Annotated in this window: 23 protein-coding genes and 1 pseudogene; 11 read left to right on the top strand and 13 right to left on the bottom strand. The window is 60.9% G+C overall.

Annotation, left to right across the window (positions count from 1 at the left end; all coding sequences use genetic code 11):
* Nucleotides 1-27 precede the first annotated feature (27 nt).
* Genes NCS28_RS10655 through NCS28_RS10670 form a run of 4 tightly spaced genes read left to right on the top strand, consistent with a single transcriptional unit; the run spans nt 28 to nt 5,624 of the window.
* The gene (locus NCS28_RS10655; protein WP_250513793.1) at nt 28-882 is read left to right on the top strand and encodes an ATP-binding cassette domain-containing protein; all 855 of its coding nucleotides are present in this window, start codon (nt 28-30) and stop codon (nt 880-882) included.
* Between the two features lies 1 nt (nt 883).
* Nucleotides 884-1,846, top strand: a complete 963-nt coding sequence (locus NCS28_RS10660; protein WP_250513794.1) for an ABC transporter substrate-binding protein — start codon at nt 884-886, stop codon at nt 1,844-1,846.
* Nucleotides 1,846-3,867, top strand: a complete 2,022-nt coding sequence (fhuB, locus tag NCS28_RS10665) for a Fe(3+)-hydroxamate ABC transporter permease FhuB (RefSeq protein ID WP_250513795.1) — start codon at nt 1,846-1,848, stop codon at nt 3,865-3,867. The genes NCS28_RS10660 and fhuB overlap by 1 nt, the downstream gene beginning before the upstream one ends.
* A gap of 56 nt (nt 3,868-3,923) precedes the next feature.
* Nucleotides 3,924-5,624 (top strand): cyclic peptide export ABC transporter, encoded by a 1,701-nt coding sequence (locus NCS28_RS10670; protein ID WP_250513796.1) that lies wholly within the window; start codon nt 3,924-3,926, stop codon nt 5,622-5,624.
* Between the two features lie 156 nt (nt 5,625-5,780).
* Here NCS28_RS10670 and NCS28_RS10675 read toward each other — a convergent pair.
* Nucleotides 5,781-6,089 (bottom strand): annotated as a pseudogene (locus NCS28_RS10675) (tyrosine-type recombinase/integrase); the annotation flags it as partial.
* An 85-nt stretch (nt 6,090-6,174) separates the two neighbouring features.
* Here NCS28_RS10675 and NCS28_RS10680 point away from each other — a divergent pair.
* Nucleotides 6,175-6,552: a Rap1a/Tai family immunity protein gene (locus NCS28_RS10680; protein WP_250513797.1), complete on the top strand. Its 378-nt coding sequence runs from the start codon at nt 6,175-6,177 to the stop codon at nt 6,550-6,552.
* 614 nt (nt 6,553-7,166) lie between these two features.
* On the opposite strand, the gene NCS28_RS10685 is transcribed toward NCS28_RS10680, so the two are convergent.
* The 3 genes from NCS28_RS10685 to NCS28_RS10695 all read right to left on the bottom strand — a co-directional run bounded on the left by NCS28_RS10685 (nt 7,167) and on the right by NCS28_RS10695 (nt 10,113).
* Complete coding sequence (locus NCS28_RS10685) at nt 7,167-7,907, bottom strand: SDR family NAD(P)-dependent oxidoreductase (RefSeq protein ID WP_250490226.1); 741 nt, start codon at nt 7,905-7,907, stop codon at nt 7,167-7,169.
* Between the two features lie 282 nt (nt 7,908-8,189).
* Complete coding sequence (locus NCS28_RS10690) at nt 8,190-8,870, bottom strand: redoxin domain-containing protein (RefSeq protein ID WP_250513798.1); 681 nt, start codon at nt 8,868-8,870, stop codon at nt 8,190-8,192.
* Between the two features lie 100 nt (nt 8,871-8,970).
* Complete coding sequence (locus tag NCS28_RS10695) at nt 8,971-10,113, bottom strand: alkene reductase (RefSeq protein WP_077160256.1); 1,143 nt, start codon at nt 10,111-10,113, stop codon at nt 8,971-8,973.
* Nucleotides 10,114-10,431: 318 nt separating this feature from the next.
* Between NCS28_RS10695 and NCS28_RS10700 the strand changes: the two genes are divergently transcribed.
* The 5 genes from NCS28_RS10700 to NCS28_RS10720 all read left to right on the top strand — a co-directional run bounded on the left by NCS28_RS10700 (nt 10,432) and on the right by NCS28_RS10720 (nt 15,191).
* The gene (locus tag NCS28_RS10700) at nt 10,432-11,346 is read left to right on the top strand and encodes a LysR family transcriptional regulator (protein ID WP_250513799.1); all 915 of its coding nucleotides are present in this window, start codon (nt 10,432-10,434) and stop codon (nt 11,344-11,346) included.
* 316 nt (nt 11,347-11,662) lie between these two features.
* Nucleotides 11,663-11,920 carry a hypothetical protein gene (locus NCS28_RS10705; protein WP_250513800.1) on the top strand — a complete coding sequence of 86 codons (258 nt, stop codon included), beginning with the start codon at nt 11,663-11,665 and terminating at the stop codon, nt 11,918-11,920.
* A 200-nt stretch (nt 11,921-12,120) separates the two neighbouring features.
* Nucleotides 12,121-12,423, top strand: a complete 303-nt coding sequence (locus tag NCS28_RS10710) for a hypothetical protein (RefSeq protein ID WP_250513801.1) — start codon at nt 12,121-12,123, stop codon at nt 12,421-12,423.
* Nucleotides 12,424-13,401: 978 nt separating this feature from the next.
* Nucleotides 13,402-14,361, top strand: a complete 960-nt coding sequence (locus NCS28_RS10715; protein ID WP_250513802.1) for a LysR substrate-binding domain-containing protein — start codon at nt 13,402-13,404, stop codon at nt 14,359-14,361.
* A 122-nt stretch (nt 14,362-14,483) separates the two neighbouring features.
* Entirely contained in the window at nt 14,484-15,191 is a 708-nt protein-coding gene (locus tag NCS28_RS10720; RefSeq protein ID WP_250513803.1) for a nitroreductase, read from the top strand.
* Nucleotides 15,192-15,392: 201 nt separating this feature from the next.
* On the opposite strand, the gene NCS28_RS10725 is transcribed toward NCS28_RS10720, so the two are convergent.
* From NCS28_RS10725 to pdxR, 4 genes are all read right to left on the bottom strand, one after another.
* The gene (locus NCS28_RS10725) at nt 15,393-15,944 is read right to left on the bottom strand and encodes a 4-hydroxylaminobenzoate lyase (protein WP_250513804.1); all 552 of its coding nucleotides are present in this window, start codon (nt 15,942-15,944) and stop codon (nt 15,393-15,395) included.
* Nucleotides 15,945-16,340: 396 nt separating this feature from the next.
* Nucleotides 16,341-16,796, bottom strand: coding sequence for a carboxymuconolactone decarboxylase family protein (locus tag NCS28_RS10730; protein WP_250513805.1), 456 nt, complete (start codon nt 16,794-16,796; stop codon nt 16,341-16,343).
* A 24-nt stretch (nt 16,797-16,820) separates the two neighbouring features.
* Nucleotides 16,821-17,237, bottom strand: a complete 417-nt coding sequence (locus NCS28_RS10735) for a cupin domain-containing protein (protein ID WP_250513806.1) — start codon at nt 17,235-17,237, stop codon at nt 16,821-16,823.
* A gap of 117 nt (nt 17,238-17,354) precedes the next feature.
* Nucleotides 17,355-18,764 carry a MocR-like pyridoxine biosynthesis transcription factor PdxR gene (gene pdxR / locus NCS28_RS10740; RefSeq protein WP_250513807.1) on the bottom strand — a complete coding sequence of 470 codons (1,410 nt, stop codon included), beginning with the start codon at nt 18,762-18,764 and terminating at the stop codon, nt 17,355-17,357.
* 180 nt (nt 18,765-18,944) lie between these two features.
* Here pdxR and NCS28_RS10745 point away from each other — a divergent pair, with 180 nt between their 5' ends.
* The gene (locus NCS28_RS10745; RefSeq protein ID WP_250513808.1) at nt 18,945-19,604 is read left to right on the top strand and encodes an HD domain-containing protein; all 660 of its coding nucleotides are present in this window, start codon (nt 18,945-18,947) and stop codon (nt 19,602-19,604) included.
* A 440-nt stretch (nt 19,605-20,044) separates the two neighbouring features.
* On the opposite strand, the gene NCS28_RS10750 is transcribed toward NCS28_RS10745, so the two are convergent.
* The 5 genes from NCS28_RS10750 to NCS28_RS10770 all read right to left on the bottom strand — a co-directional run bounded on the left by NCS28_RS10750 (nt 20,045) and on the right by NCS28_RS10770 (nt 23,667).
* Nucleotides 20,045-21,352 carry a chloride channel protein gene (locus NCS28_RS10750; protein ID WP_250513809.1) on the bottom strand — a complete coding sequence of 436 codons (1,308 nt, stop codon included), beginning with the start codon at nt 21,350-21,352 and terminating at the stop codon, nt 20,045-20,047.
* A gap of 87 nt (nt 21,353-21,439) precedes the next feature.
* Nucleotides 21,440-21,859, bottom strand: a complete 420-nt coding sequence (locus NCS28_RS10755) for a MarR family winged helix-turn-helix transcriptional regulator (protein WP_250513810.1) — start codon at nt 21,857-21,859, stop codon at nt 21,440-21,442.
* A gap of 87 nt (nt 21,860-21,946) precedes the next feature.
* Nucleotides 21,947-22,180: a pentapeptide MXKDX repeat protein gene (locus tag NCS28_RS10760; RefSeq protein WP_250513811.1), complete on the bottom strand. Its 234-nt coding sequence runs from the start codon at nt 22,178-22,180 to the stop codon at nt 21,947-21,949.
* Nucleotides 22,181-22,245: 65 nt separating this feature from the next.
* Nucleotides 22,246-23,022, bottom strand: coding sequence for a molybdopterin-dependent oxidoreductase (locus NCS28_RS10765; RefSeq protein ID WP_250513812.1), 777 nt, complete (start codon nt 23,020-23,022; stop codon nt 22,246-22,248).
* Between the two features lie 18 nt (nt 23,023-23,040).
* Nucleotides 23,041-23,667 (bottom strand): cytochrome b/b6 domain-containing protein, encoded by a 627-nt coding sequence (locus NCS28_RS10770; RefSeq protein WP_250513813.1) that lies wholly within the window; start codon nt 23,665-23,667, stop codon nt 23,041-23,043.
* Nucleotides 23,668-23,909: the final 242 nt, after the last annotated feature.

Raw genomic sequence — 23,909 nt, forward strand, 5'->3', positions numbered from 1 at the left:
AGCAATAAGCAATCAAGGATGAGCGCGTTGATCGACATAACCCAGCAGCAACTCGAACAGCCGGCGGCGAAGCGGGATCTTCACGACGAGGACGGGCGTGCGACGCCCGCCGCGTTGTACCAACTCGACGGTGCGTCGTTCGAGGCCGACGGCCGGGTTCTGTTGCAACCGCTCACCCTTGCATTGCACGCGAGCCGGATGATCGCGCTAATCGGCCACAACGGGTCGGGCAAGAGCACCTTGCTCAAGCTCATCGCGAATCAGCAAAAGCCGTCGCGCGGCACGATCCGCCTGAACGGCACCGATCTCGCCGACTGGCCGGCTCGCGACTTTGCGCGGCAGGTGGCCTATCTGCCGCAAAATCCGCCTACCGGCACCGGCATGACCGTGCGCGAGTTGGTCGCGCTGGGCCGCTATCCATGGCACGGTGCGCTCGGCCGCTTGCGCGCGGCGGATCATTTGAAGATCGACGAAGCGCTGCAACTCACCGACACTGCGCGCTTCGAATCACAGCTGGTCGATCATCTGTCGGGCGGCGAACGGCAACGCGTGTGGCTCGCGATGCTGGTCGCGCAGGGTGCATCGTGTCTGCTGCTCGACGAGCCGACCTCCGCGCTCGATATCGCCCATCAGATCGACGTGCTGCGGCTGTTACGCCGACTCACCGACAGCCACGCGCTCACCGTGGTGATCGTGCTGCACGACATCAACCTCGCCACGCGTTTCTGCGACGAACTGATCGCCTTACACACGGGCTGTCTGCTCACGCGCGGCACGCCCGCCGACGTCATGCAAAGCGACATGCTCGAATCGATCTTCGGCATTCCGATGGACATCGTCATCCATCCGCATAGCGGTAGCCGCCTAGGCGTGGCACGCTGAAATGCGCCGCCGCGATTTCCTCCGCTCCGCGGCGCTGGCACCGCTGGCTGGGCCACTGGCGAGCGTGCAGGCTGCTACCGCGGGCCTCGTCTCTTCCGTCAAGGCGCCGGGTCCCGCGCCGCGGCTGGTCGTGCTCGACTGGGGCCTCGTCGAAACCCTGCTGGCAATCGGAGTCACACCGGTCGGCGTCAGCGAAATCGCCGCGTATAACGAAAGCGTCATCACCCCACGGGTGCCCGCGCACGTGCCGGATGTCGGGCTGCGGCTTGCGCCCAGCCTCGAACTTTTACAGCAACTCGCACCCGATTTGATCCTGATCAACTTGAGCCAGGAATCGCAGCGCGAGATGCTCGAACGGATCGCTCCAGTACGCTCATTCGCCGTCTACACAGATGCGGGCGCACCGCTGCACCACTCGCAGCAGGTCACGCTGCAACTCGCGGAACTATGCGGCCGCGCAAATGTGGGCCAGGTGTTGATCGACACGACCGACCGCGTGCTCGCGACGAGTCGCGAGCAAATCGTTGTGCACCGCGTGCGCCGGCAGCAATCCACAACGCCGCGCCCCCTCTATCTGATCCGCTTTTTCGACGGACGGCATGTCGGCGTCTACGGCGCACGCAGCCTGTTCCAGGATGTGATGGACGCACTCGACGTCAGCAACGCCTGGCACGGTCCGACCGACTATTGGGGCATCGGTGTAGCCGGGCTTGAAAAGCTCGCCGCATCGCCGACGGCCGACCTGTTGTATTTCGACCCGCTGCCCACGGGCGTCGCTCGCACGCTGGCCTCGAACCGCCTGTGGCACGCGTTGCCCGCGGTCGCCGGTGGACGCGTCGCGACGCTGCCGCCATTCTGGGGCTTCGGCATGCTGCCCTCCGCCGTCCGCTTCGCTGGCGCGTTGAGCACCGCGCTGACGCAGGACACCGCGTTGACTACCCCGGTGCAACCGCAGACACGTTGATGAACATCGCCCGTCCCTATCCGCGGCATTTCACGCTCCGCGCATGGCTGCCCGCAGTGATCGCCCTGCTCGCCCTCAGCGCGGCGCTGACGCTGAGTCTCGAAAGCCTGTCGAAGATCCTGCCGCCGTCGCTGTGGTGGCACGCGCTACGGTCGCCGGATACGATGGACATCCAGCTGATCGTCGCGCACGACAGCTGGTTGCCGCGCCTCCTTATCAGCTGGCTGTGCGGCGCGATTCTCGGGCTCGCCGGCACAATCTTCCAGCAGGTGCTGCACAATCCGCTCGCCGAACCGATCACGCTCGGCGTGTCGGCCGGCGCGCAACTCGCGTTGACGGTTGCGACGCTGTGGGCACCCGCGCTATTCGGAAGCGGCGCCCAATGGATCGCGCTCGGCGGTGCGTTGCTGACGGCGGTGGTCGTATTCGGCCTGTCGTGGTGCAGCGGACTCGCGCCGGTCACGGTCGCGGTCGCGGGACTGGTCGTCACGCTCTACTGCGGATCGATCGGCGTCGCGTTGCAACTGTTCTATGCGCCGTATCTGCGCGGTCTGTTCATCTGGGGCGGCGGGTCGCTGGTCCAGCAGGACTGGAGCAACGTGACGATGCTCGCGTCGCGCCTCGCGATCGGCGGTGCGCTCGCATTCCTGCTGCTGCGTCCGATGACGCTATTCGGCCTCGACGACGTCAACGCGCGCAGTCTCGGAATGTCACTGCGACGCATGCGGCTGGCCGCGCTTGCGCTTGCGGTCGTGTTGAGCGCGGCGGTCGTCAGCGCGGTCGGCGTGATTGGATTTGTCGGCCTGGCCGCGCCCGCGCTGGCGCAGATGGCGGGCGCCCGCCGCTTGTCAAGGCGTCTGGTGGCCGCGCCGTTGTGCGGCGCGCTGATTCTATGGCTCACGGATCAGGCCGTGCAGCAACTATCCGGCGTGATGGGCGATCTGATCCCGACCGGCGCGGCGACCGCGCTCTTTGGCGCGCCATTGATGCTGATGCTGCTCGCCCGCATGCATCGCGCGCCGCGGTTGCCTGGCGGCACCGACGACGTTGTGCGTCAGCATCCGGTGACGGCGTCCTCGTTGCAGCGGCGCTTCGCCGGTATCGTGATCGTCACGCTCGCCGCACTCGTGCTCGCACTGGATTTCGGCCATGGCCCGCATGGCTGGCATCTAAGCAGTCTGGACGAATTTTCGCGCGTGGCCATCTGGCGTGCGCCGCGCACTCTGGCCGCGCTGGCCGCTGGAGTGATGCTCGCGGTAGCCGGCATGCTGATGCAGCGAGTTACCGGCAACCCACTGGCGAGTCCCGAGGTGCTTGGCGTGAGCTCAGGCGCGGCGCTCGGTTTGATAGCGATGGTGATCGGGTTCGACGATGCGGGACACATCGCGCGCCTCGCTGCAAGCGCGGCCGGAGCCATGGCGGCGCTGCTCGCGGTGCTTTGGTTCTCGGTGCGTTCGCGCTTCGCGCCCGGTCGCGTGTTGCTCGCGGGCATTGCCATCGGAGCGCTGTTTCAGGCCGTGGTCGCGGTCGCCATTGCAAGCGGCGGCGAGCGCGCCAGCATCTTGCTGCAATGGCTCGCAGGCTCGACCTACACGATCACACCGGCCGATGCGACGATCGCTCTCGTCCTCTGCATCGCGTTGTGCGCATTGACGCCGCTCGTCAGCCGTTGGCTGCAGATTCTGCCGCTCGGCGAAGCGTCGGCGCGTGCGCTCGGCGTGTCCACGCGAGGCGCGCGCTTCATGCTGCTTCTGCTGATTGCGCTGCTGACTGCGGCGGCCACGCTAGTGGTCGGACCGCTGTCCTTCGTCGGCTTGACCGCGCCGCATTTCGCGCGGCTCCTCGGCGCGCGCCGGCCTTTGCAGCAGTTGCTGCTGGCCGGACCGATCGGCGCGTTGACCATCGTGGTCGCCGACTGGCTCGGCCGCGCGCTGCTGATGCCGCGCGAGTTGCCCACTGGCCTCGTTGCGACGTTGATCGGCGCGCCCTATCTGATGTGGCTGCTCGGACGCCGTCGCTAGGCCGCGTCACCGGCTCTTTTTTGTACATAGAACTTTCGAAACTCGAGGAGAACAGGATGTTTGCGGAACTGCTCGGATTGCTCAGGCGACTCTGGCCGATTACCGTACTCGCCACCACGATGGGTGCTGCGAGTGGTATTGCCACCGCTGCGCTGCTGGCGGTCACCAATCGCACACTACATGACCGCGCAGCCGCGTTGCCGACTCTGATGTGGAGTTTTGCCAGCCTATGTGCACTAACGCTCGCAGGCGAAGTCATCTCGGACATCGGCAACAATCTGGTGGGCCAGCGCGTGATCGCGATGCTGCGTAAAAACCTGTCTGAGAAGATCATGGTCGCGCCGATCAGCCAGATCGAGCAGTTTCGCAGCCATCGGCTGATTTCTGCATTGAATCAGGATATCGATACGATCAGTTCGTTTTCGTTTATGTTCTCGAGCCTCGCCATTGCCGCTGCGACAGTCGTGGGTTGCCTCGGCTATCTCCTGGTGCTTTCGCCGCGGATGCTGATCATCGCGCTCGTCGCGATCGCGCTCGGGTCGATCGTCCAGGCGCTGGCGCGGCGTGTGGGCCTGCGTCGGTTCGGCGCCGCGCGCGAAGCAGAAGACCGCTTGCAGAAGCACTATCGCTCGATCACTGATGGCGCCAAGGAATTGCGCCTGAACGGCCCGCGCCGCAGCTTTGTCTACCAGCAAGAACTGTCCGGCACCATCGACGCAATTTGCCGGCTGCGAGTGCGCGCCGCCAACGTTTTCGTTACGGCCAATGCGTTTGGGTCGCTGCTGTTTTTTGTCGTCGTCGGTGTGATGCTGAACTTACAGACGTGGTCGCCGGGTGCGGACCGCGCGGTCATCACCGGTTTTGTGCTGGTGCTGCTGTACATGAAAGGACCGATCCAGGAGCTCGTCGGCGCGCTACCCTCGATTGGCCGCGCGCAAGTGGCATTGCAGCGGATCGCCGAATTATCCGCGCGCTTTTCGTCCGCCGAGCCCTCGCTCGTCGCTGCTCGCGGCACGGGTTCGTCCGTCGGGCTCGCCGAGCTGTTCGACACCATCACCCTCGCCGATGCGCACTATCGTTTCGCGAAGCCGCAGGACGAACGCGACGCATCTATTCATGGCAACAGCGGCAGTGGCTTCGAACTCGGGCCGCTCAGTCTGACCATCGAACGCGGCGAAACGCTGTTCATCGTCGGGGAAAACGGTTGTGGCAAGACCACCTTAATCAAGCTGCTGCTCGGCCTCTATCAGCCCGACGCCGGGCAACTACTGCTGAACGGCGAATCGGTGCACGAAGAACGCCTGGACGACTACCGCCAGCTGTTTTCCGCCGTGTTCTCCGACTACTATCTGTTCGACACGCTCATTCCCGGCGAGGCCACGCTCACCGCCGAAGCGCAAAAGTATCTGGAGCGCCTCGAGATTGCGCATAAAGTTTCGATCCGCGGCGGCGCGTTTACGACGACCGATCTGTCGACCGGGCAACGCAAGCGGCTGGCATTAGTGCACGCGTATCTCGAACGGCGGCCGGTGATGGTGCTCGACGAATGGGCCGCCGACCAGGACCCGACTTTCCGACGCATCTTCTACAGCGAAATCCTTCCCGATCTGAAGCGTCAGGGCAAAACCCTGATTGTGATTTCGCACGACGACCGCTATTTCAGCGCGGCCGACCGCTATATCCGCCTTGAAGAGGGTCGCATTATCGAAGAAGTCCGCCCCGTACGCGGCCCGGCCGCTCCCGCCCGGGCGTCTTGAGTTGAAGCGACATGCCCTATCTCGATCGGCTGTCATGACGAGACTTCCAAAGATCAGCTGGCAGGTTTCGGAGTGGACCGGTCGTTTGAATGATGCGTTCTCATGACGACCGAGCGGCAGTAACTGGCCGGCAAGCGTCCGCTCACCGGCCAACAGCTAATAGACTTCGGTTTGCTCGGCCATCTCGAGCGCATCATCTACCTCGATCCCAAGGTATCGAACCGTGCTCTCGAGCTTCGTATGGCCCCAAAGTAACTGAACCGCGCGCAGGTTCTTTGTTCGTCGATAGATCAACGAGGCTTTCGTGCGGCGCATCGTGTGCGTGCCGTAGGCAGCATCGTCCAGTCCGATTGACCCGACCCAACGATGTACGATGCGAGCATACTGACGCGTCGACACGTGCGCTGACACGTGCAGGCGACTCGGAAACAGATAGTCGGAGGGTTTCAACCCGCGCGCTGAAATCCTCTCGACTGCGTGCCTCTAGCAGCGTGGTTGCCAAATTGGATCGGGACTTGAGGATGTAAGACTTTGCCAAGGAAGGAGAGCCATGCGCGTCCTGACTCGCTGCACCATCCTCGTCTACCTCCTGTCGTGGAATGCCTGCGTGGTGGCAATGCCAACTGGCGAAGACCTTCTAAGTGCTTGCAGCGCAACAGTCAAGCAGCAAGATGGCGGGCAGTTATCGGACGCAGAGCTCGCCGCATCCCTATGGTGCGTGGGTTACCTCTCGGGTTTTATAGATGCTGTTGGATTGACGTCCAGCATGTATGGAAAACCTGCCATCTGTCTGCCCACAAACGGGATCTCCAACGACCAACTCGTCCGGATTGTGACGAAATGGCTTCGAGACAATCCGGAACATCTCCACGAAAGCGGTCGCATGGAAACGATGATCGCTCTTGCTAAGGCATTCCCCTGCCGATAGTCGAGGCATCCAGATGCCACCGCGACGCGCAACGCAGACATCGAACGCTCGGTACTCGAATTAATGATCGAACCGTTTCAGTACAAAATTTCGTTGAGAGGAGCCCGCCTGATTCATTTTTTGGCCGGCAAAATTCGGAAGTGATGTTAGCGCTGGTAATTGAGGGAGGACATCCAGTTCTCGCCGCGAGTACAGCGTACCAGGCTGCATCTCATTCGTACCATGCGTTGGCAAGCCCGAGGCGTAGTACCGCGCCGACGCGTGCGCATAGCCTGATGGTAAATACGGTGCGGCCATAGCCGACATTGTGAGATTCTGTTCAACGTCAGCAGCCAGGCGGATCGCTGACCTTGGCGGTGTCGCGCGGCAGGACCGCAACCGCCGGTAACAGCGAGCTCACACTCACGACCCATTTCGGCCAGTCCGCGACTGCGAGATAAACGGCCGTCCTCGAAAGCTCAACGGCCGTTGGTTACTTCAATAAAGATGCAAATGGCGATGTGTCAGTCAACGATGGTGCGCTGCGCCAAAGTGATCCGACATCTGCGTGCGTAATTACCCGATACGTAACAAGCACGGCAAGTTCGCTGCGACGAGAGTCAGTTGACTCTCACCTAAGCATTCGTTCCGCCATCAACCGTTAGATTCGCTCCGGTGATATACGCCGCCTCGTCACTAGCAACAAAAGCGACGATCGCCGCAATTTCGTCGACGTGCCCGTACCGCTTAAGGGCAGTCATCTCTAGCTGCGGGGTGGCCCAATCACCCCCTGCTGGGTTGAGATCCGTGTCAATCGGACCGGGTTGAATATTGTTGACGGTGATAGCGCGTTCGCCCACCTCGCGGGACAGGCCTTGCGTGAACATGCGTATAGCAGCCTTCGTCGCAGAATACGAAACAAGGCCGGGCGTCATCATTCGCTCGCCCACGCACGAGCCGATATTTATGATGCGACCGCCAGTCCTCAGGTGCTTGAGAGCCGCTTGAGTTGACAGGAACACGCCTCGGATATTTAGGTTGATCACGTGGTCCAATTCCTCCAGCGTCGTCACTTCAAACGGTTTCGGAATCGCTGTGCCTGCATTGTTGACGAGAATGTCGAGTCCGCCATACGCGGTAATCGTCTGCTGTACCACATTATTGATTGCCTCTGCGCTTGCGGCATCGGCCTGTATTGCGATCGCCTCGCCTCCAGCGGCTTCAATTGCTTTCACCACGGTTGCAGCGGCTTCACTGCCTTTAGAGAACGTGATCACCACGCGTGCTCCATCCGCGGCCAATCTTCTGGCAATCGCAGCACCGATGCCCCGCGAACCGCCTGTCACGATGGCAACCTTATTACCTAGCTTAGCCATAAGAACTCCATATCCTCGTCGAGTGGAAAGATCCACTTCGCCGCCCCAGACGAAGCAACACAACAAGCGGCGACGAAGTGGTGAAACACTTTGCTTTCAAGGGACCGTCAATAAGGCAGGACCTCCGGAATTTCCGGGACAATGCCCAGCTTGGTGAAGGAATCGCTTGCATCTCCGCACGTCCATACGACGAGGCGATTCGCGCGGCAACTGGCAGGAAGTCTCCAAAAGCGGATGCGAAGACGGATGCCGAATTAGTACTGACGCATTTACCGCTCGCCACTAGTGCGTGAAATCGTGAGCTTTTGTCACGACCGTCAAGGCTGGAAGACTTCCACGCGGGCGATCTCGATCGCGAATTTTGCGTTTCACCCGAAGCGCGTCGAGCCCCTTCAGCAAGGACTCCGTATCCAATCCGTTTCGGTAGTCGAAGTCGACGTGCGCAAACACGACAACGCCGTCCTGCTCGAGAATGTAGGTCGCTGGGACCGGGACGAGAAACACGCCCGACTTGCGTATCCTGGGTGGTACATAGCCCAGATCTATATAGCGACTGCGCAGCTCCTCCGGAAGATCGAAGGTTAAACCGAACGCTCGCGCAAGGCCGAGGTCGGTGTCGACGATTTTGGGAATCGGTAACACGCCAGCGCGATCGTCCGATTGACCAGGCGGAGCAACGGCAAGCGCCGTCGCTCCCGCGGCAGCAATACGCTCATGCACGGCCGAAAATCGCACGAGGTTTTCTTCACCGAATGCACACCACGAACCACGCTGGAAATAGAGCACGACCGGACCCGCGCGCAGCAGTTGATCCAACGCGATGCGGCGGCCGAGCGTGTCATGCAAGGCAAACGTCGGCGCCCGGGCTCCCGCATGCAGCGCGTTCGTTGCTGCAGCCGCCTTCGAGACCATCGTGATTTCCGCCGCGGCATCCGTGTCCACTACCACTTGTGCTTGACTCATGATCGATGTCTCCATCGAAGCCGGCCGCGCATCGCAACGGCCTGCGCACGGCCGGCTTTCTTGCTGTCACGCTGCATCCCGCGAACGCCCGAACAAGCCGTTACACCGCCTCGGCACTTTCTTCATCCTGGACAGTGCGGCTTGCTGCCTGCTGCACTTCATACATTGGAAAGTCCGAGTAGTTCTCTTCGTTACCTCCCCAGAACGCCGCGCGGACATAAGGCGTGAGCGGCAGATCACGCGCCAGGCGAGCGGGAAGATCCGGGTTCGACGAGAAGTGACGTCCGAATGCAACCAAGTCGGCCACGCCCGACTCAACGACCGCGATCGCACTTTCGCGATCGAACCCGCCCGCCGCGATGATCGGACCCGAGAAGTGTGGACGCAGATACGCCGCCGCCACGACAGGATGGCCATGATGCAATGTATCGTCCCCCTTGATACGCGGCTCGATGACGTGAAGATAGGCAATCCCGTACGAGTCGAGCACCTTGGCGACATGGCTGAACGTCGCCTCAGGGTCGCTGTCGGATACGCCGCCCCATTCGCCCGACGGCGAGATCCGCACCCCGACGCGATCCGCGCCGAACACGGAAATCAGCGCTTCGAGTGCCTCGCGCATGAAACGCACACGGTTCTCGACCGGGCCACCGTATTCATCGGTACGCCGGTTCGTGCCGTCCTGGATAAACTGGTCGACGAGATAGCCGTTGGCCCCGTGCAATTCGACACCGTCGAAGCCGGCCTTCTTCGCGCGTTCCGCAGCCTGACGGAAGTCTTCGACAATCCCCGCAATCTCGTGGGTTTCCAGCGCACGGTGCGGCGACGCCGGAACGAACCCGTCCGTGGTGAGCGCAACGCCTTCGAACGGCACCACCGACGGCGCGACGGGCGAGCCGCCGTCGTTGACTTCGACGTGGCTCTGACGTCCACCGTGGATCAGTTGCAGGAACGCACGACCACCCTTCGCGTGCACCGCGTCGGCGATCGCCTTCCAGCCCGCGTCCTGACCGTCGTGGAAGATGCTTGCCGCGCCTAGATACGAGCGCGCCTGCCGTGAGATGCTCGCCGCTTCGATGATGACGAGGCCCCCTTCCGAAGCACGCTGACCATAGAAGCTCGCCATCATCGGGCTGGGAATATCATCGGGCTGAATGGTGCGCAGACGGGTCATAGGCGCAAGGACGACACGATGAGCGAGGTCATAGGTGCCGACTTTGCTGGAACTAAACAGCTTGGTCATGATGTTTCCTTTGAGAGTATGGTTGCGCACCCCAGGGACGGGTGCGTCACGCGATGCGTTGAGATCAAATGTAGAGAACCGGCGGGGCCGGATATAGCCCTCTATCAGGATGAGGTCTATTCCAGATCGGGATAAATCGGCGACGCGAATGGCTGTGCGTTGCGGGCTGCCACCGCCACGCGGGCATGAGGCCTCCACATCGAATGCGTCTTGCCAGGTGAGGTACGCTATCGGCACGGCAGACGCCGCACCTTGCTGGTGCTTCGAACCCTGCGCTCGCGGCGCCTCATCCATTCTGCGCAGCTCAGGAGAATTCCAATGGACCGCCTTGCCGCATTCGAGATTTATATCCGCGTCGTCGATACAGGCTCGTTCTCCGCAGCTGCGCGCCATTTCGACATCGGCCAGCCGGCAGTGTCGAAGGCCGTGGCGCAACTGGAGGAATGGCTCGGCGTCAAATTGCTACTGCGCTCGACCCGTGCGTTGACGCCAACCGAGGCGGGGCAAAATTTCTATACACGTGCGAGGCGTGCCGTCGAGGAATCGGGCGCGGCCGTGCTTGCCGCACGGGGCACGGCTGCGGGACTGACAGGAAAGCTTCGCGTGTCCGCCGCAGTCTGCTTTGCAAGGCTGCATATCGTTCCAAAGTTGCCCGGCTTTCTGAGCAAGCATCCCGACCTGGAAGTCGAACTGCTCCTTGACGACCGCAATATAGATCTTGTCGAAGAAGGCGTCGATCTGGCATTGCGAATGGGTGATCTGCGCGATTCAAACATGACCGCCCGACGCATCGGCGAGGCTCGCCGGCGCGTACTCGCGACACCCGCGTACTTTGATCGCTGCGGCATTCCGACGAAGCCTGCAGATCTGCTCGAGCATCACGCGGTGGTCTACACGCGCGACATTAACAGCGGCGAGGACTGGACATTCCGCAGGGACTCCGTCGAGCAGTCCATCAGACTACAGAGTCGCGTGAAGATATCCGCGACCGAGGGATTGCGCGCCGCCGTCTTGTCGGACATCGGCCTTGCCGTCGCGTCCGAATGGGCGTTTTCTCCCGAACTAAAATCGGGAGCGGTCGTCGCCGTCATGGATGACTGGAAGCTGCCGGGTATAGCTCTCTCCGTGCTGTATCCGACGGGGCGTATGGCGAGCGGTAAAGCGCGTCAGTTCGCTGCTTTCGTTGAAGAATGTCTGTCGGCCGAATTTGCGCCGACGCTCCTTTCTGCGTGAAAGATCCAGGGTAGTCGACAGCGGCGATAACAACAGCCGCGTACCTTCTTGCGTAGCGAACCGCTTGAGATTCGATCTGGTTAAGGCGAGTAGGCGGTCGACTTGCGCCTGCACTACGAGCTCGCCTCCTGGCCGGTAGCCGCCAAGAGCTCGGCGGAGGGGTACGCTCGTGATCAGCAAGGCCCGGAGTGTATAGTTCCTCATGGACATTGTCTTGGGTTAATTTCTCCAGAATGTCACCGGTCGCTGCGCAATCCCGGCGACTGCGATCGTCGAATTGAGGAGCAGGAATGGACATCACAGCCGGAGCGCCGATATGAATGAGCATGATCGCGCTTTGCCGTTCACCGCAGACTTGCTCGTTCGAGCGAGCAACGAGACGAGAATGCGTCCGACGCTCTTCCGCGAGATTCTTGCCTGCGTTCAAGCGATTGAGCACCCCAGTGAGCCGGTTGTGGTGCGTATCGCTGACATTCCCGAGCCGCACAGAATAGCCTTCAAGACCGCGTTGCGTGACGTTGGTCGCAGCAATAGACAGCGAAGGCGAATTCGCCTCCTTTCGCGACTGGCGTGACTGGGTGGATGGGAAGTTGCAGCGATAAACTGCTATTCAAAAACCTACAGGCTCTCAACGTATTATCAATTACGGACGGGCTGTCTCGCGCAGAGGGGTCGGCACCGCAACTGCCTAACTATGCTCTGCACCGTGCATGGTTAGCTTAATCCACCTTATGCCACTTAGCGACGAAACTAAGACTTGCACTGGAGTGACTTATGAGCGTCAACGCAACCCTTGCGCGGCACAAATCTGAGGGTTCCATGGACCCGTCCTGGCACTTGTATGAAGATGTATTTGAGGCAGGAGTTGTCTACTTACAATTGCAAGGCGTTGCAATTGACTTCACCACGATTGCTGACGCGGAACATGGACTTGGTACCGTCGTGCTTCGCTTGCCTGTGGCCACTGCTCAACAGCTTGGTTTACACACCGCCGTACCGCCTGATCTCTGGGCGAAAGCGTGTGACGCCGTCCCACTTACTTGTCTTCACCTCGATTGGCCGCTTCGCATCGTTTAGCCGCCGTCTCAATGCAAACCAACGCAGGTCAGCAAAGGCCGAACTGCGGACCCGCCCTCCTCGGCGGCAGCGCTCCTACATCATGACGTGCGCGTGCTGACAGCGCACAGGGAGTTTTGCTTATCCGACACAGGAGTTCAACGCTAGGCGAACCCGTCCGTAAGAAGTTCAAATCTAGGTGAATTTGGGGTTCAACGCTGGATGAGCGAGCCGGTCGGAAAACCGTGCTGGTTGGCCATACCCTGTTCAAGGTTCGGCGAATTTCGACATCATTGTCGAAGTTCACGGAACATTGAACTACGTTCATCGAACGTTGAACCGGTAGACCGCGAGCACGCGTATCTTACGGCGAAAGATCTTCCGTTAAATCAGCGGCTTAGGATGGTCGAACACGACGCCCAGCCCGGGCAGTCGCCGTGTGCGGACTTGCTGAAGACCAAGAATCAGACGACTCGCCCACGCGAGGAGCTCTTCCTCCGAGTTAGGTGTTTACCCTCTCTCGAGCCGTCTCATCGATTGAGGTTCGCCGTAAAAGATATGAAGTGATTCCAACGCGGTCGGCATCATTGGAGAATTGGGAGGTCACGGCAGCAGCGGCAGTAGGATGTGCTGATTCGATTGATCGAACGTCGCTACACGGCCACAAGCAGCCTTTCAAACCTCGTGCCGCCTCGTCATTCAGACGACCGCTCCTATCAGGGAGCGGACATGTTCAGGGTTCATTCGGAAGGAAGCCGGATGGCCATTGCAATTACTCGCCTGGCTGCGTCTGATATGCAGCGAGGCTGCTCGTGTATAAGGGTCCTAGGACAAGAACGGGCATGATCGCGCCCATAGTCCAAGTGTGTGAATTTGCTAGGCAGCAAGGTTATACATTGACGGGCTGATGTTTCACCAGACGAAGCACCGACCGGACCTGACGACATGCGCCTGCATAGAACTTGAACAGACTGCTGATGCAAAGGTAGAGCAATGGCGATGAGTAACCTCGATCTGAATTTGCTTCGTGTGTTTGATGCGATCCTTCGGGAACGGAACGTTCTTCGTGCAAGCGAGGCGATCAATCTGAGTCCGTCCGCAGTCAGCCACGCTCTTTCGCGTCTCCGAGCGTTTCTTGACGATGATCTGTTTGTGCGAACGGCTGCCGGAATGGAACCCACGACACGTGCGCTGGAGATGGCGCCGCTCGTACGGGATGCGCTTGTGGTCATTGAGCGTGCAATCGGGCCGAAGCAGTTCGAACCCGCCAGCACGCAGCGGCAATTTTGCATCGCGGCGACCGACTACGTCACCGCGGTGATATTGCCCGAATTCCTTCATGGGACGTCGCTCGCGGCGCCCAACGCGAGTGTCACGCTATTGCCAGCGAGCAGGATCGACTTGACCACACAGATCGATGTCGGCCGGGTCGAGATTGCGCTTGGATCGTTTTCGAACATGCCATCTCGTATTCGGGAAAAGGTCCTGTTCGAAGAACGGGACATGATGGTTATCGCTTCCGATCACCCGCTCGCGGGACGCAAAATTCGTTTAAGAGATTTCGCCAGTCTACCGCTGCTGGTGGTTTCTACAGGAGGGGCCGAAGATGGCTTCCTCTCCGAGCGCGGACTGACCAGGAGGACAGAGATGTTCGACCGCACCGCGCTGGTGGCGGCGTTCGAATCGGTCGGCAAACGGCCGGAATTCAGGGTCGTCCAACCTCATTTCCTGGCTATCCCGAGCTTGCTGGCCGGGACGCGAATGGCAGCGGTCGTTCCTGCTTCGCTCGCCAGGTTTTTCGTGAAATCGGGCACGGTGTACGCGGCAGAATTACCGTGGGAGCCGACGACGCGCGCGCTGCAGATGATCTGGCACGAACGGCACACTGAGGATCAGGGCCATGCCTGGCTGCGCACCGTGTTGGCAGACGCCGCCCTGACTGCGTCGAGTGCCAAATAGGGCTGCTGGGCGTAGGCATACCCAGCTGCATTACATGCATTTGGCTCTTACGAAAAATGCACTTCTGAGATTCAGACTCGCCGTGTAGCCTTCAATCAGGAATCCATTGAAGGGCTATTTATATGTTCACCGACGATATCGAAACGGCACATGAATTGACCGACCTCGAAAGAATCATGATGAGCCGATTTGCCAACCGGTTCTATCTGAATCGCGAGGTTGATCCGGCAATCGTAAAGGGAATTCTCAATTCTGCGCGTTACGCCGCAACGGGTGCGAACGTGCAGCCCTGGCGCGTTCACGTCACGGCAGGCAACGCAAAAGAGCGGCTGATCAATGCGATCAGTGCAGCGCACGAAGCGTCGCCAGGCGATCACTCATCCGAATATCGCTACCTTCCGGAGGCTTTGCCCGAACCGTTTGCGGCGCGTCTACGCGAGTTCGGCACGGTATTCTTCGGGTCTCTGGGTATCGGCCGGGAAGACGTTGCAGCGCGGGCAGCAAATACCGCGCGGAATTGCCGATTCTTTGACGCGCCAGTCGCTTTGATCTTTACGATCGATCGGCGTCTCGAGAAGGGCAGCTGGCTGGACCTCGGCATGTTCATCCAGAACGTCATGCTCGCGGCAAAGGCGCGGGGGCTGGACACGTGTATCCAGGAGTTTCTTTCGCGTTATCACGCCGTCATTCGAGAAGAGCTGACTCTTGGCCCCGAAGAGCTGGTGGTCTGCACGATGGCAATGGGTTACGGCGATCCGGACTGGGCAAAGCGACGCCCGCAGATGCCAAAGGTATCCGCTGACGAGTTCGCATCGTTTTACGGGCTCTGAAGATGCACCGACGTTTTCGGGTTTAGAAACGTCGATGGTGCCCGAACATGGCGGTTCGCGTGTTCGGGACGACAGCTGCAGAAAACGACGGGGAGTTTGCGGACCGGTGTCTGCGTGAACTCTTGCGTGATCGCGAGGCGGGCAGCAATTGGCTTCGATCTAGTGACGTGGGCAGCACGCCAGGCCGCGTCACTGGTCGACTCACTGAACCGAGGGCTTGACGTCGTACGCGATTCGCCCTGCTGGCAAGAAGAACAAAGCAATCACAGCGCCACCTTTCGCTTCCGGGAAATGATGGCTTCCCGGGGCAGGCGCGGTCCAGCCTCCATAGCACCATCCGTTTGGACCCGCGAGTGCTGCGCCCTCATTGAGCGGCACGACGAGATTGAACTCGCCATAAGGATGCGAGTGGTAGTCACCGCGGAACGCGCCTTCCGGGTTGTCCTGCGTGTTGTCGGTACTGTCCATCAGTACGGCGGTGATGCTGAAAAAGAATGTTTCCGCAGTTGGCGAAACGAGTCGCGCGCGGCGATATTTTGGGCCGGAAATCTCGACGTCGGCTGCCCAGCCTTCTTTAACGCCCAGCGTAATCAGGCGTGCAAGGTCAATGTACAGCTGGCTGTCGACGCCGTATTTGGCATTGAGCCATTGCTCCACCTCCGTGCCCGCCGTCATCTCTCTTACTTCTTCGAGGAACGGCAGGCAACACGCGATCAGCTGATCTCTGGTGTGTGCAGTGGGTGCTTCGGACATTCGCTTTCTCCTTGATTTGATAGCTTTGCACATCGCCGCTTTTCCTGCGTGCGTCCGGTGTGCTTCAGCAATTCCAAGATGCCATGTCGAAGCTCGCTGAGGAAGCGAAAGTTGTGCAGAGGCCCAGTGCATGTCATGCATTGTCAGGCCGAAGCCCATTCCGGTGAAGGCACCGGAAGCTTAAGGAGTGCGCAGTGTGACGCGTGATGTCACATTCGTTGCTCCTGCCGCCGTACTCGCTCAACCCGCAGCGTGCGAGGACCACGTTGCCGACCGACCCTCGTCGCGCTATCTGAATTTCTCGCTACCGGTTCAGCCGTGCTTGTGCCGCGTCGTTGCACATGCACGCGCAGCGCGAGTCGTTCCTATTTGGGCTGTACAAGCCCGAAAGGCGTTTTACTGTTCCATCACGGCCTGAGGTGTGTTCCGGAAGCTAATCGCCATACGGTTATAGGTATTCATCAGGGTGACGGCGATGGTCAGGTCCACCAGCTCGCGTTCATTGAACACGGCGCGGGCAGCCTCATAGGCCGCGTCCGGTACACCAGTCTGCGCCACGAGGGTTACTGATTCGGCCCAGGCGAGGGCTGCACGCTCGCGGTCGTCGAACAGATGGCCCGCTTCCCTCCATGCCTGCACGAGTGCGAGCTTTTCGACCTTCATGCCTTTTTGGAGGAGGTCGCGCTTATGCATGTCGAGGCAATAAGCGCAGCTGTTGATCTGCGAGACGCGCAGGTAGACGAGGTCCACAAGAACCGGCGACAGGTCGCTCTGCATGACGTATCCGTAGACGCCGCCAAGTGCTTTGACGCCCGCGGGGGCAATCTGGGTATAGTCGAGACGCTTGCTCATGATGTAACTCCTTGATGCGGTGATTTACTTGATGGGGGTAGTAAGGGCGTGGTCGTTGCTGTCCGCGACAAAGACGGCGAGCAGCTTCGCAGGCTTTGTTTCACTCGCGTTGCGGCTTATGCGGTGAACGGCGCCAGGCTCCTCGAAGAAGCTCTCGCCGGCGCGGTAGACGCGCTTGGGACCATCACCCACCTGCGACTCGATCTCGCCTGATACGACATAGGCATAGATGAAAGCTGATCCCGCATGCCTGTGTGCGGGCGACGCCGCACCCGGTGGATAATCGACGACGACGGCCGTCAACGACTTCCCCGGAAGGTTGGGAATCGTGTGCTGAAAGTTGGGTGTGACGGTTTCGGCCCCGCCATGCGCCGAGGCCGGCACGGCGACGGCGTAGGCCATGGCTGTACCGGCGGCTCTAACGATGGATCGGATGTTCATGATGTCTAGATCCTTTGTGTTCCACCATTGTGAGGTGACGATGGGGGCACGCAAAAGCACCAGGAATGAACAATTTCGATGCACCAAGAACACTTGAGGGCCGGGGTCGCCGGTCCGTCAGTGGCGCCCGAGAACGATTTCCAGCACGCGAGAACAGTTGGCCGCCACCGTCTTTTCACTCAAATTCGTGACGCCGAGCAGGAGCCCCTGCTGCCCCGGATTGCTCATGTACCAAGGCGAGAGAGGAACTGGGGCCAGCCCGAACAGCCGCGCCCGGGAAGCGATATCGATATCCGATATGGATTGAGGCAGCGCAGTCACCACGGTCATGCCCGCGGCGGCCTGGAGTCTGATTGATTCTGAAGCAAGGTCATTCAGACAACGAACGAGGGCTGCCTGCCGGGCAGCGTAAAGACGCTTCATTCGCCGCAGATGGCGAAGATAGTGTCCGTCGTGCATGAATTCGGTCACGGCGTGCTGCACGGATGCAGCCGGGGCAGGCGCAAGGCACACCGCGACGTCGCCGAACCGGCGTGCCATGGACAGCGGAACAACGACAAATCCCAGGCGTAGTGCCGGGCTGATCGTCTTGCTGAAGGTGCCGATGTGCAGCACCCGACCGTCCTGATCGAGCGACGCCAGCGCCGGTGCGGCCCGTCCTTTTAACTGCAGCTCGCCGAGATAATCGTCTTCGACGATCCAGGCGTCGTGTTGTTTCGCCCAGCTCAGCAGTGAAATCCGTCGAGCGAGCGACATCGTCATCCCGAGCGGCGCCTGCTGGCCCGGTGTCACCACCGCGAGGGCGGCTTCGGGCGCAATGCGGGTGCCTGCGTTGATATCGAGCCCGTCCGCGTCCACCGGCACCCCTGCCACGGTCATGCCCGCCAGCCCGAGCGCCGTGCGCGTAAGCGGAAAGCCAGGGTCTTCCATCCAGGCCTGTCTGCCTTCTACGCGCAGGGCCCGAATCGCGAGATTGAGCGCGCCGGAGAATCCCGCCGTGACGAACACCTGGGAGGGACTGCATCGAAGCCCACGCGAGACGCCAAGATACGCCGCGATCTCCCGTCGCAGGTCCGGATCGCCGCGCGGATCGGGGTAGCCGACAGGAGCCGCTGCCGCCCGGCGCGCGGCGCGTACCTGAATGCGCGACCAGAGCTTGAACGGGAAGGCGTCCTGGGCGGGCACACCCATTTGAAACGCCAAGGGCGCTGTGCTGAAATCGTAGAACAGATCTGGAAGCGGCGCCGCCTCCGGCGACCATCCGGTCGTCGCTGGCAAGGGCCGCGTGGCTACCCGAGTGCCGGCGGCGCCCAGGCCGATCGCCAACTGCTCATCGATCAGACGCTCGTAGGCGGCACGCACAGTGCCCCGGGACACGCCGAGCTGGGTGGCTAAATCCGACCAGGAGGGAAGCCGAGCGCCGGCGGCAAGCTGGCCCGACTCGATCGAATCTCGAATCGAGCCGTAAATTTGCGTGGACAGCGGGATGCGTCCGGCGCGATTGAGGCTAACAGCGAGCGTTGCCATGGACGCGATAGTACATTGGAACTTGTCGATCTTGGGCCTTTCCCGTGACCCATGGGAGGCGTAACTTCGCCGGTGTAACGCCTCATAACACTTCCGGCGCAAATTAGCCGATCACGTGTGCCGATCCAGAAGCCAAGCGCGCCGCACGGATCGCACGCTCTTTACAGCTCGAGTACCTCGATGAAGCAAGATAAAGCAACGCCTACGAACGAACTGCCCGACGTCGTAATTCCCGACAGTCAACTGGCGCGGGAGGTAGCCCAACTCATTCGCGACACCGAAAGCGACCTGCTGTTCAACCACTCGACTCGGGTCTACCTATGGGGCGCCCTTTTGGGAAAGAGACAGAATGTGGCGTTCGACCCAGAGTTGCTCTACGTCGCAGCCATGTTCCACGACATTGGTTTGACGTCGGCCTACCGCGACAGCGAACTTCGTTTCGAAGTCGACGGCGCCAACGCCGCGCGAGATTTTCTGCGCAGCCATCATGTCGACGAGGCGGACGTGGCCAAGGTGTGGACCGCTGTAGCGCTCCATACGACGCCCGGCATTCCGGAGCACATGCGCGGTGAGATCGCGCTGGTGCAAGCCGGAGCTGGGATGGACGTTGCGGGACGGGGTTTTGATGAGTTTTCTGAGGCACAGCGCGCGGCCGTGGTCGCAGGCTTTCCGCGCGGCGCTGATTTCGCCGAGAAAATGATCGATGCTTTTTTCGACGGAATGAAGCATCGTCCAGGCACCACGTTCGGCACGTTCAACGACGATTTCCTGGCGTACAAGGACCCGGGCTTCAAGCGCGTGGACCTGTGCAGCATCATTTTGAATTCCCGGTGGGGCTGACTTCCTCGGCGGACCGCTCGGGCTCACTCCCACATCTATAGGCTTTCGCAATGCACAGACGTCTGCAATGGCCGACGACATGTCGTCGAGCGACGGTACGGAATGGCCGTTCCAGTCTGATAGCCGCCCCGAGAACGGCCACGGCCGGACCGGCAGCAACGGCCGAACTGCGGACCCGCCCTCCTTAGCGGCAGCGCTCCTACATCATGAAACAGCGCACAGGGAGTTTTGCTTATCCGACACAGGAGTTCAACGCTAGGCGAACCCGTCCCTAAGAAGTTCAAATCCACGTGAATTTGGGGTTCAACGCTGGATGAGCGAGTCGGTCGCAAAACCGTGCTGGTTGGCCGTACCCTGTTCAAGGTTCGGCGAATTTCGACATCACGCTACGTAGGACGGGTAAACCCGTGTTTCGCCGCGATGTCGTCGGCTGGAGGACTTCACCTGCTCATGTACCTCTGCGCCAACGCCTCATACAACGGCGGCGCAAACAACCTCGACACCTGACTCGAAATCAAAGCCGTGGCCATCAGCGACAGCACGAGCGCATGGCCGTTGATCATCTCGATGACGATCACGAACGCCGTAATCGGACTCTGCGTGACCGCGGCGAGATAGCCCACCATGCCGAGCGCGATCAGCATCGGCAATTGCATGCCGCCGAAGACCTGGTGGAGCGCATTGCCGATGCCCGCTCCGATCGCGAGCGACGGCGCGAAAAGTCCTCCGGGCGCGCCCGGGAGATACGAACCGACCATCGACGCCATTTTCAGTAGCGGATAACTCGCGCCGAGCTGTGAATTGCCTTCGAGCATGCCGCGCGCTTCCGCGTAGCCGCTGCCGAACGTGTGACCGCCCGCGGCGACGCCGATCACGGCGATGATGAGGCCGCACATGGCGCCGAAGGCTACCGGATGCGACCGGCGCCAGTCGATCACTCGCGCGGGCATCCAGCGCTGCGTGTTCAGCAATAGCCAGCAGAAAATTCCGCCCGCGACGCCCGTCACTCCGCCAAGCAGGATGACCGCGAGCGCGAGCGAATCGGGAAAATGCCCGTCCAGTTCGATGGTGCCGAAGTAGGTGTAGTTGCCTTGGAGCGCGAGCGAAACGACACCGGCAAAAATGATCGCCGTGATCAGCACGCCGCTGGTGCGCTGCTCGAAGCTGCGCGTGAGCTCTTCGATCGCGAACACCACGCCCGCGAGCGGCGCATTGAACGCGGCCGACAACCCGGCGGCTGCCCCCGCGAGCGCCAGCTTGCGCTCCATTGCGCCGCCGCGAATGCTGCGCAAGCGCGACGGATAGAACCGACGCAAGCTAAACATGAGCGCCGCGCCGACGTGGATGGTCGGCCCTTCGCGCCCGATGGTGAAGCCGCCGAGAATCGACAGGAACGATACGGCGATCTTGCCGACCAGAATGCGAATGGTGAGCAGCCGCGGACCGAGTTCCCGCCCGTCGTGCAGCGTCGCGATGACCTGCGGAATGCCGCTGCCTTCCGACCCAGGGAAGAAGCGGCGCGTCACCCAGACGCCGAATGCGCCGATCGCGGGCGTGATCAGCAAAGGCAGCCACCAGCAGACGGCCGTGAAGCGTAGAAACGTGTCGTATCCGAAGTCGATCAGCCGCGCGTACATGACCGCGACGAGCCCGGTCGCGACCGCGCCGAGCCAGAACACGCCGTAGTGCAGCCATAACCGCCTGCCGCGCAATATCGTGCGTCGGTCGATGAATCCGGGGATGCGCATCGGAAAATGCTCGCACTTGAATTTAAGGCACATTGTGACATAAATTCGATTCGACCTTCGATGCAACCGCGCGCGCGTGCTATCGGCTCACTCGCGTCGATCGTCGAATACGTAGCCGAACGATCCGTAGTGCGCCTTGTGTTCGGCCGCGAGCTTGAGCAGACATCGCTCGCCTTTCGCCGTCAGATGAACCTGCACCTGTCGACGATCGGTCTTGTCGATCTTGCGCGTGACGAGGCCCGCGGTCTCACATCGCGACACCAGTGCGGCCGTTCCGTTTGGCGCGGCCTGCAAGCGCTCCGCGAGCTCGCCGACGGTGGCCCACTTGCGCTCGGGAAATCCGCGAACGTGCAGTAGCAATTGATATTGAAGCGTGGTGATTCCGGCCGCATTGGAGATCTCTTCCGACACGCGCAGAAACTTGCGCAGCTCGTAACGGAAGAGGGACATCGCTTCCAGATCCTGCTTGTCCGGAAGCGCGGCTTTCTGTTTCGTGCTCGATGACATGGGGCGACCCTGATTCGACATTCATGTTCGCGGATCATACCCAGTCCTGAAGACGCGGGCGTGCCGTCACGCCCGGTCTCCTTCGCTTTACTGCGACATCGTGCCCGATGCGGGATGGTCCATGCCCATCGCATCATGCTTCTTCATCTTGTCGTTCTTGCTCATCTTGTCGTGGGACATCTTGTCGTGAGACATGCTGTCCTTCTTCATCGCGTCATGCGACATCGCGTCGTTCGACATCGTGCCGCTTGCCTGCGCGAACACGGCCGATGAGCCCATTGCCAGCGCCGCTGCGAGTACCGCCGTCGTCAATCGTTTCATGCTTCTCTCCTTGGTGAGTCAAACATGGCATCCGGACGATCCGGAACCGGTGGATGGTTCGGCGCTCAGGATCCGCCGAACCAGTTGTATCCCTGGTCGACCCAATAGCCGCCCGGATAGGTGTTCGTGACGAAGATCTCGACAATGTGCTTCGGATTCTTGTAGCCGAGCTTGGTCGGCATGCGCAGCTTCATCGGATACCCGTATTTCGCCGGAAGCCGTTGGCCGTCGTAGTCGAACGTGAGGAGCGTCTGCCGATGCAGCGCCGTCGGCATGTCGATGCTTTCATAGTAGTCGTCGGCGCAGCGGAAGCCGACGTACTTCGCCGTCGTGTCCGCACCCACGCGCCGCAGGAACTCGGCGAACGGCGTGCCTCCCCAGCGCCCGATCGCGCTCCACCCTTCGACGCAGATGTGCCGCGTAATCTGCTCTTCATGAGGCAGCGCGTACAACTCCGGCAGAGTCCACACGCGCTGCCCCGTCACGAGCCCGCTCACCTTCAGGCGATAGTCGCTGCCGTTCACTTCGGGCACGTCATCGATCCCGTAGAACGCATTGAAGGGAAACGGCCGTGTGAGCTGCGCTTCGGTGTATGTCGGCGCGAGTTGCTTCGGATCGAAGAGCAGCGCCTGCGCGCGATCGTTCAAACGCGATACGGCGGTGAGAAACTTGTTGACGGAGACGTCGTCCGTGATCGAGCAGCCGGTCAGCAGAGAAAGGCCGCCCAAGGTCAGCATGCGCTTGCCGAACAGACGCCGCGACGGCATGTCCAGCTCGCGGCGCGCATCGGCGAGCACGGATGCACGATCGACCGTGATGATTCGCTTGTCGTTGGATTTCATGGCGTGTTCCTCGATGCATCAGCGGCCGCGCAGCATCGTCATGAGCGAGCGCGGCACGAGCGCGACCATCGCCACATGCACGACGACGAACGCCGCCATCACCGCCATCGCGCAGAAGTGCACGACGCGCGCGCTGTCATAACCGCCCATCAGTTCGCGCAAGAGCGGGAACTGCACGGACTTCCAGATCGCGAGCCCCGACAGCACGAGCACGATCAGATCGGCGATCACCGCGAGATAAGCGAGCTTCTGCACCGCGTTGTACTGGCGCAAATCGGCGTGCGAGAGCTTGCCGCTCAGTGCGGCGATAAGGTCGCGCAGCACGGCGCGCGGCGAGACAGGAAAGAACTTCGAGAAGAATCGGCCGCTTGCGACATTGAGCGCGACATAGACGATGCCGTTGAACACGAGCAGCCACATCGCCGCGAAGTGCCATTGCAACGCGCCGCCGAGCCAGCCGCCGAGCGTGATCGACGGCGGAATGACGATGTCACGGAATACGGGCGATGCGTCGTAGATGCGCCAGCCGGACAACATCATGATCACCGCCGCGCATGCATTGAGCCAATGCGTGATGCGCAGCCAGAGCGGATGGATCAACGCTTTCTCGCGTGCTGGCGCCAGTGGTGCTTTCATCGTTTCCATGTCGGTCGCCCTGTTTGTCGAACTACCAGTTAATTCGTCGATGAGGCGTCATCGGTTACAGCGATGCCCGCGAAAAATTGCACGCCGCGCTGTAACGCGTGGAGCGCAGAGAACGAACTAACAAAACGCACGAGAGAACCGACGAACATGAACCAAAACGGCGTCATTGCAGCGCATCACGGCTTCGGATACTGTGTGACGACCGAACTAGAACACAGCACGCCGCTCGCTTCGGCATGGGC

This window comes from Caballeronia sp. INDeC2 (genome assembly GCF_023631325.1).
GTDB lineage: Bacteria > Pseudomonadota > Gammaproteobacteria > Burkholderiales > Burkholderiaceae > Caballeronia.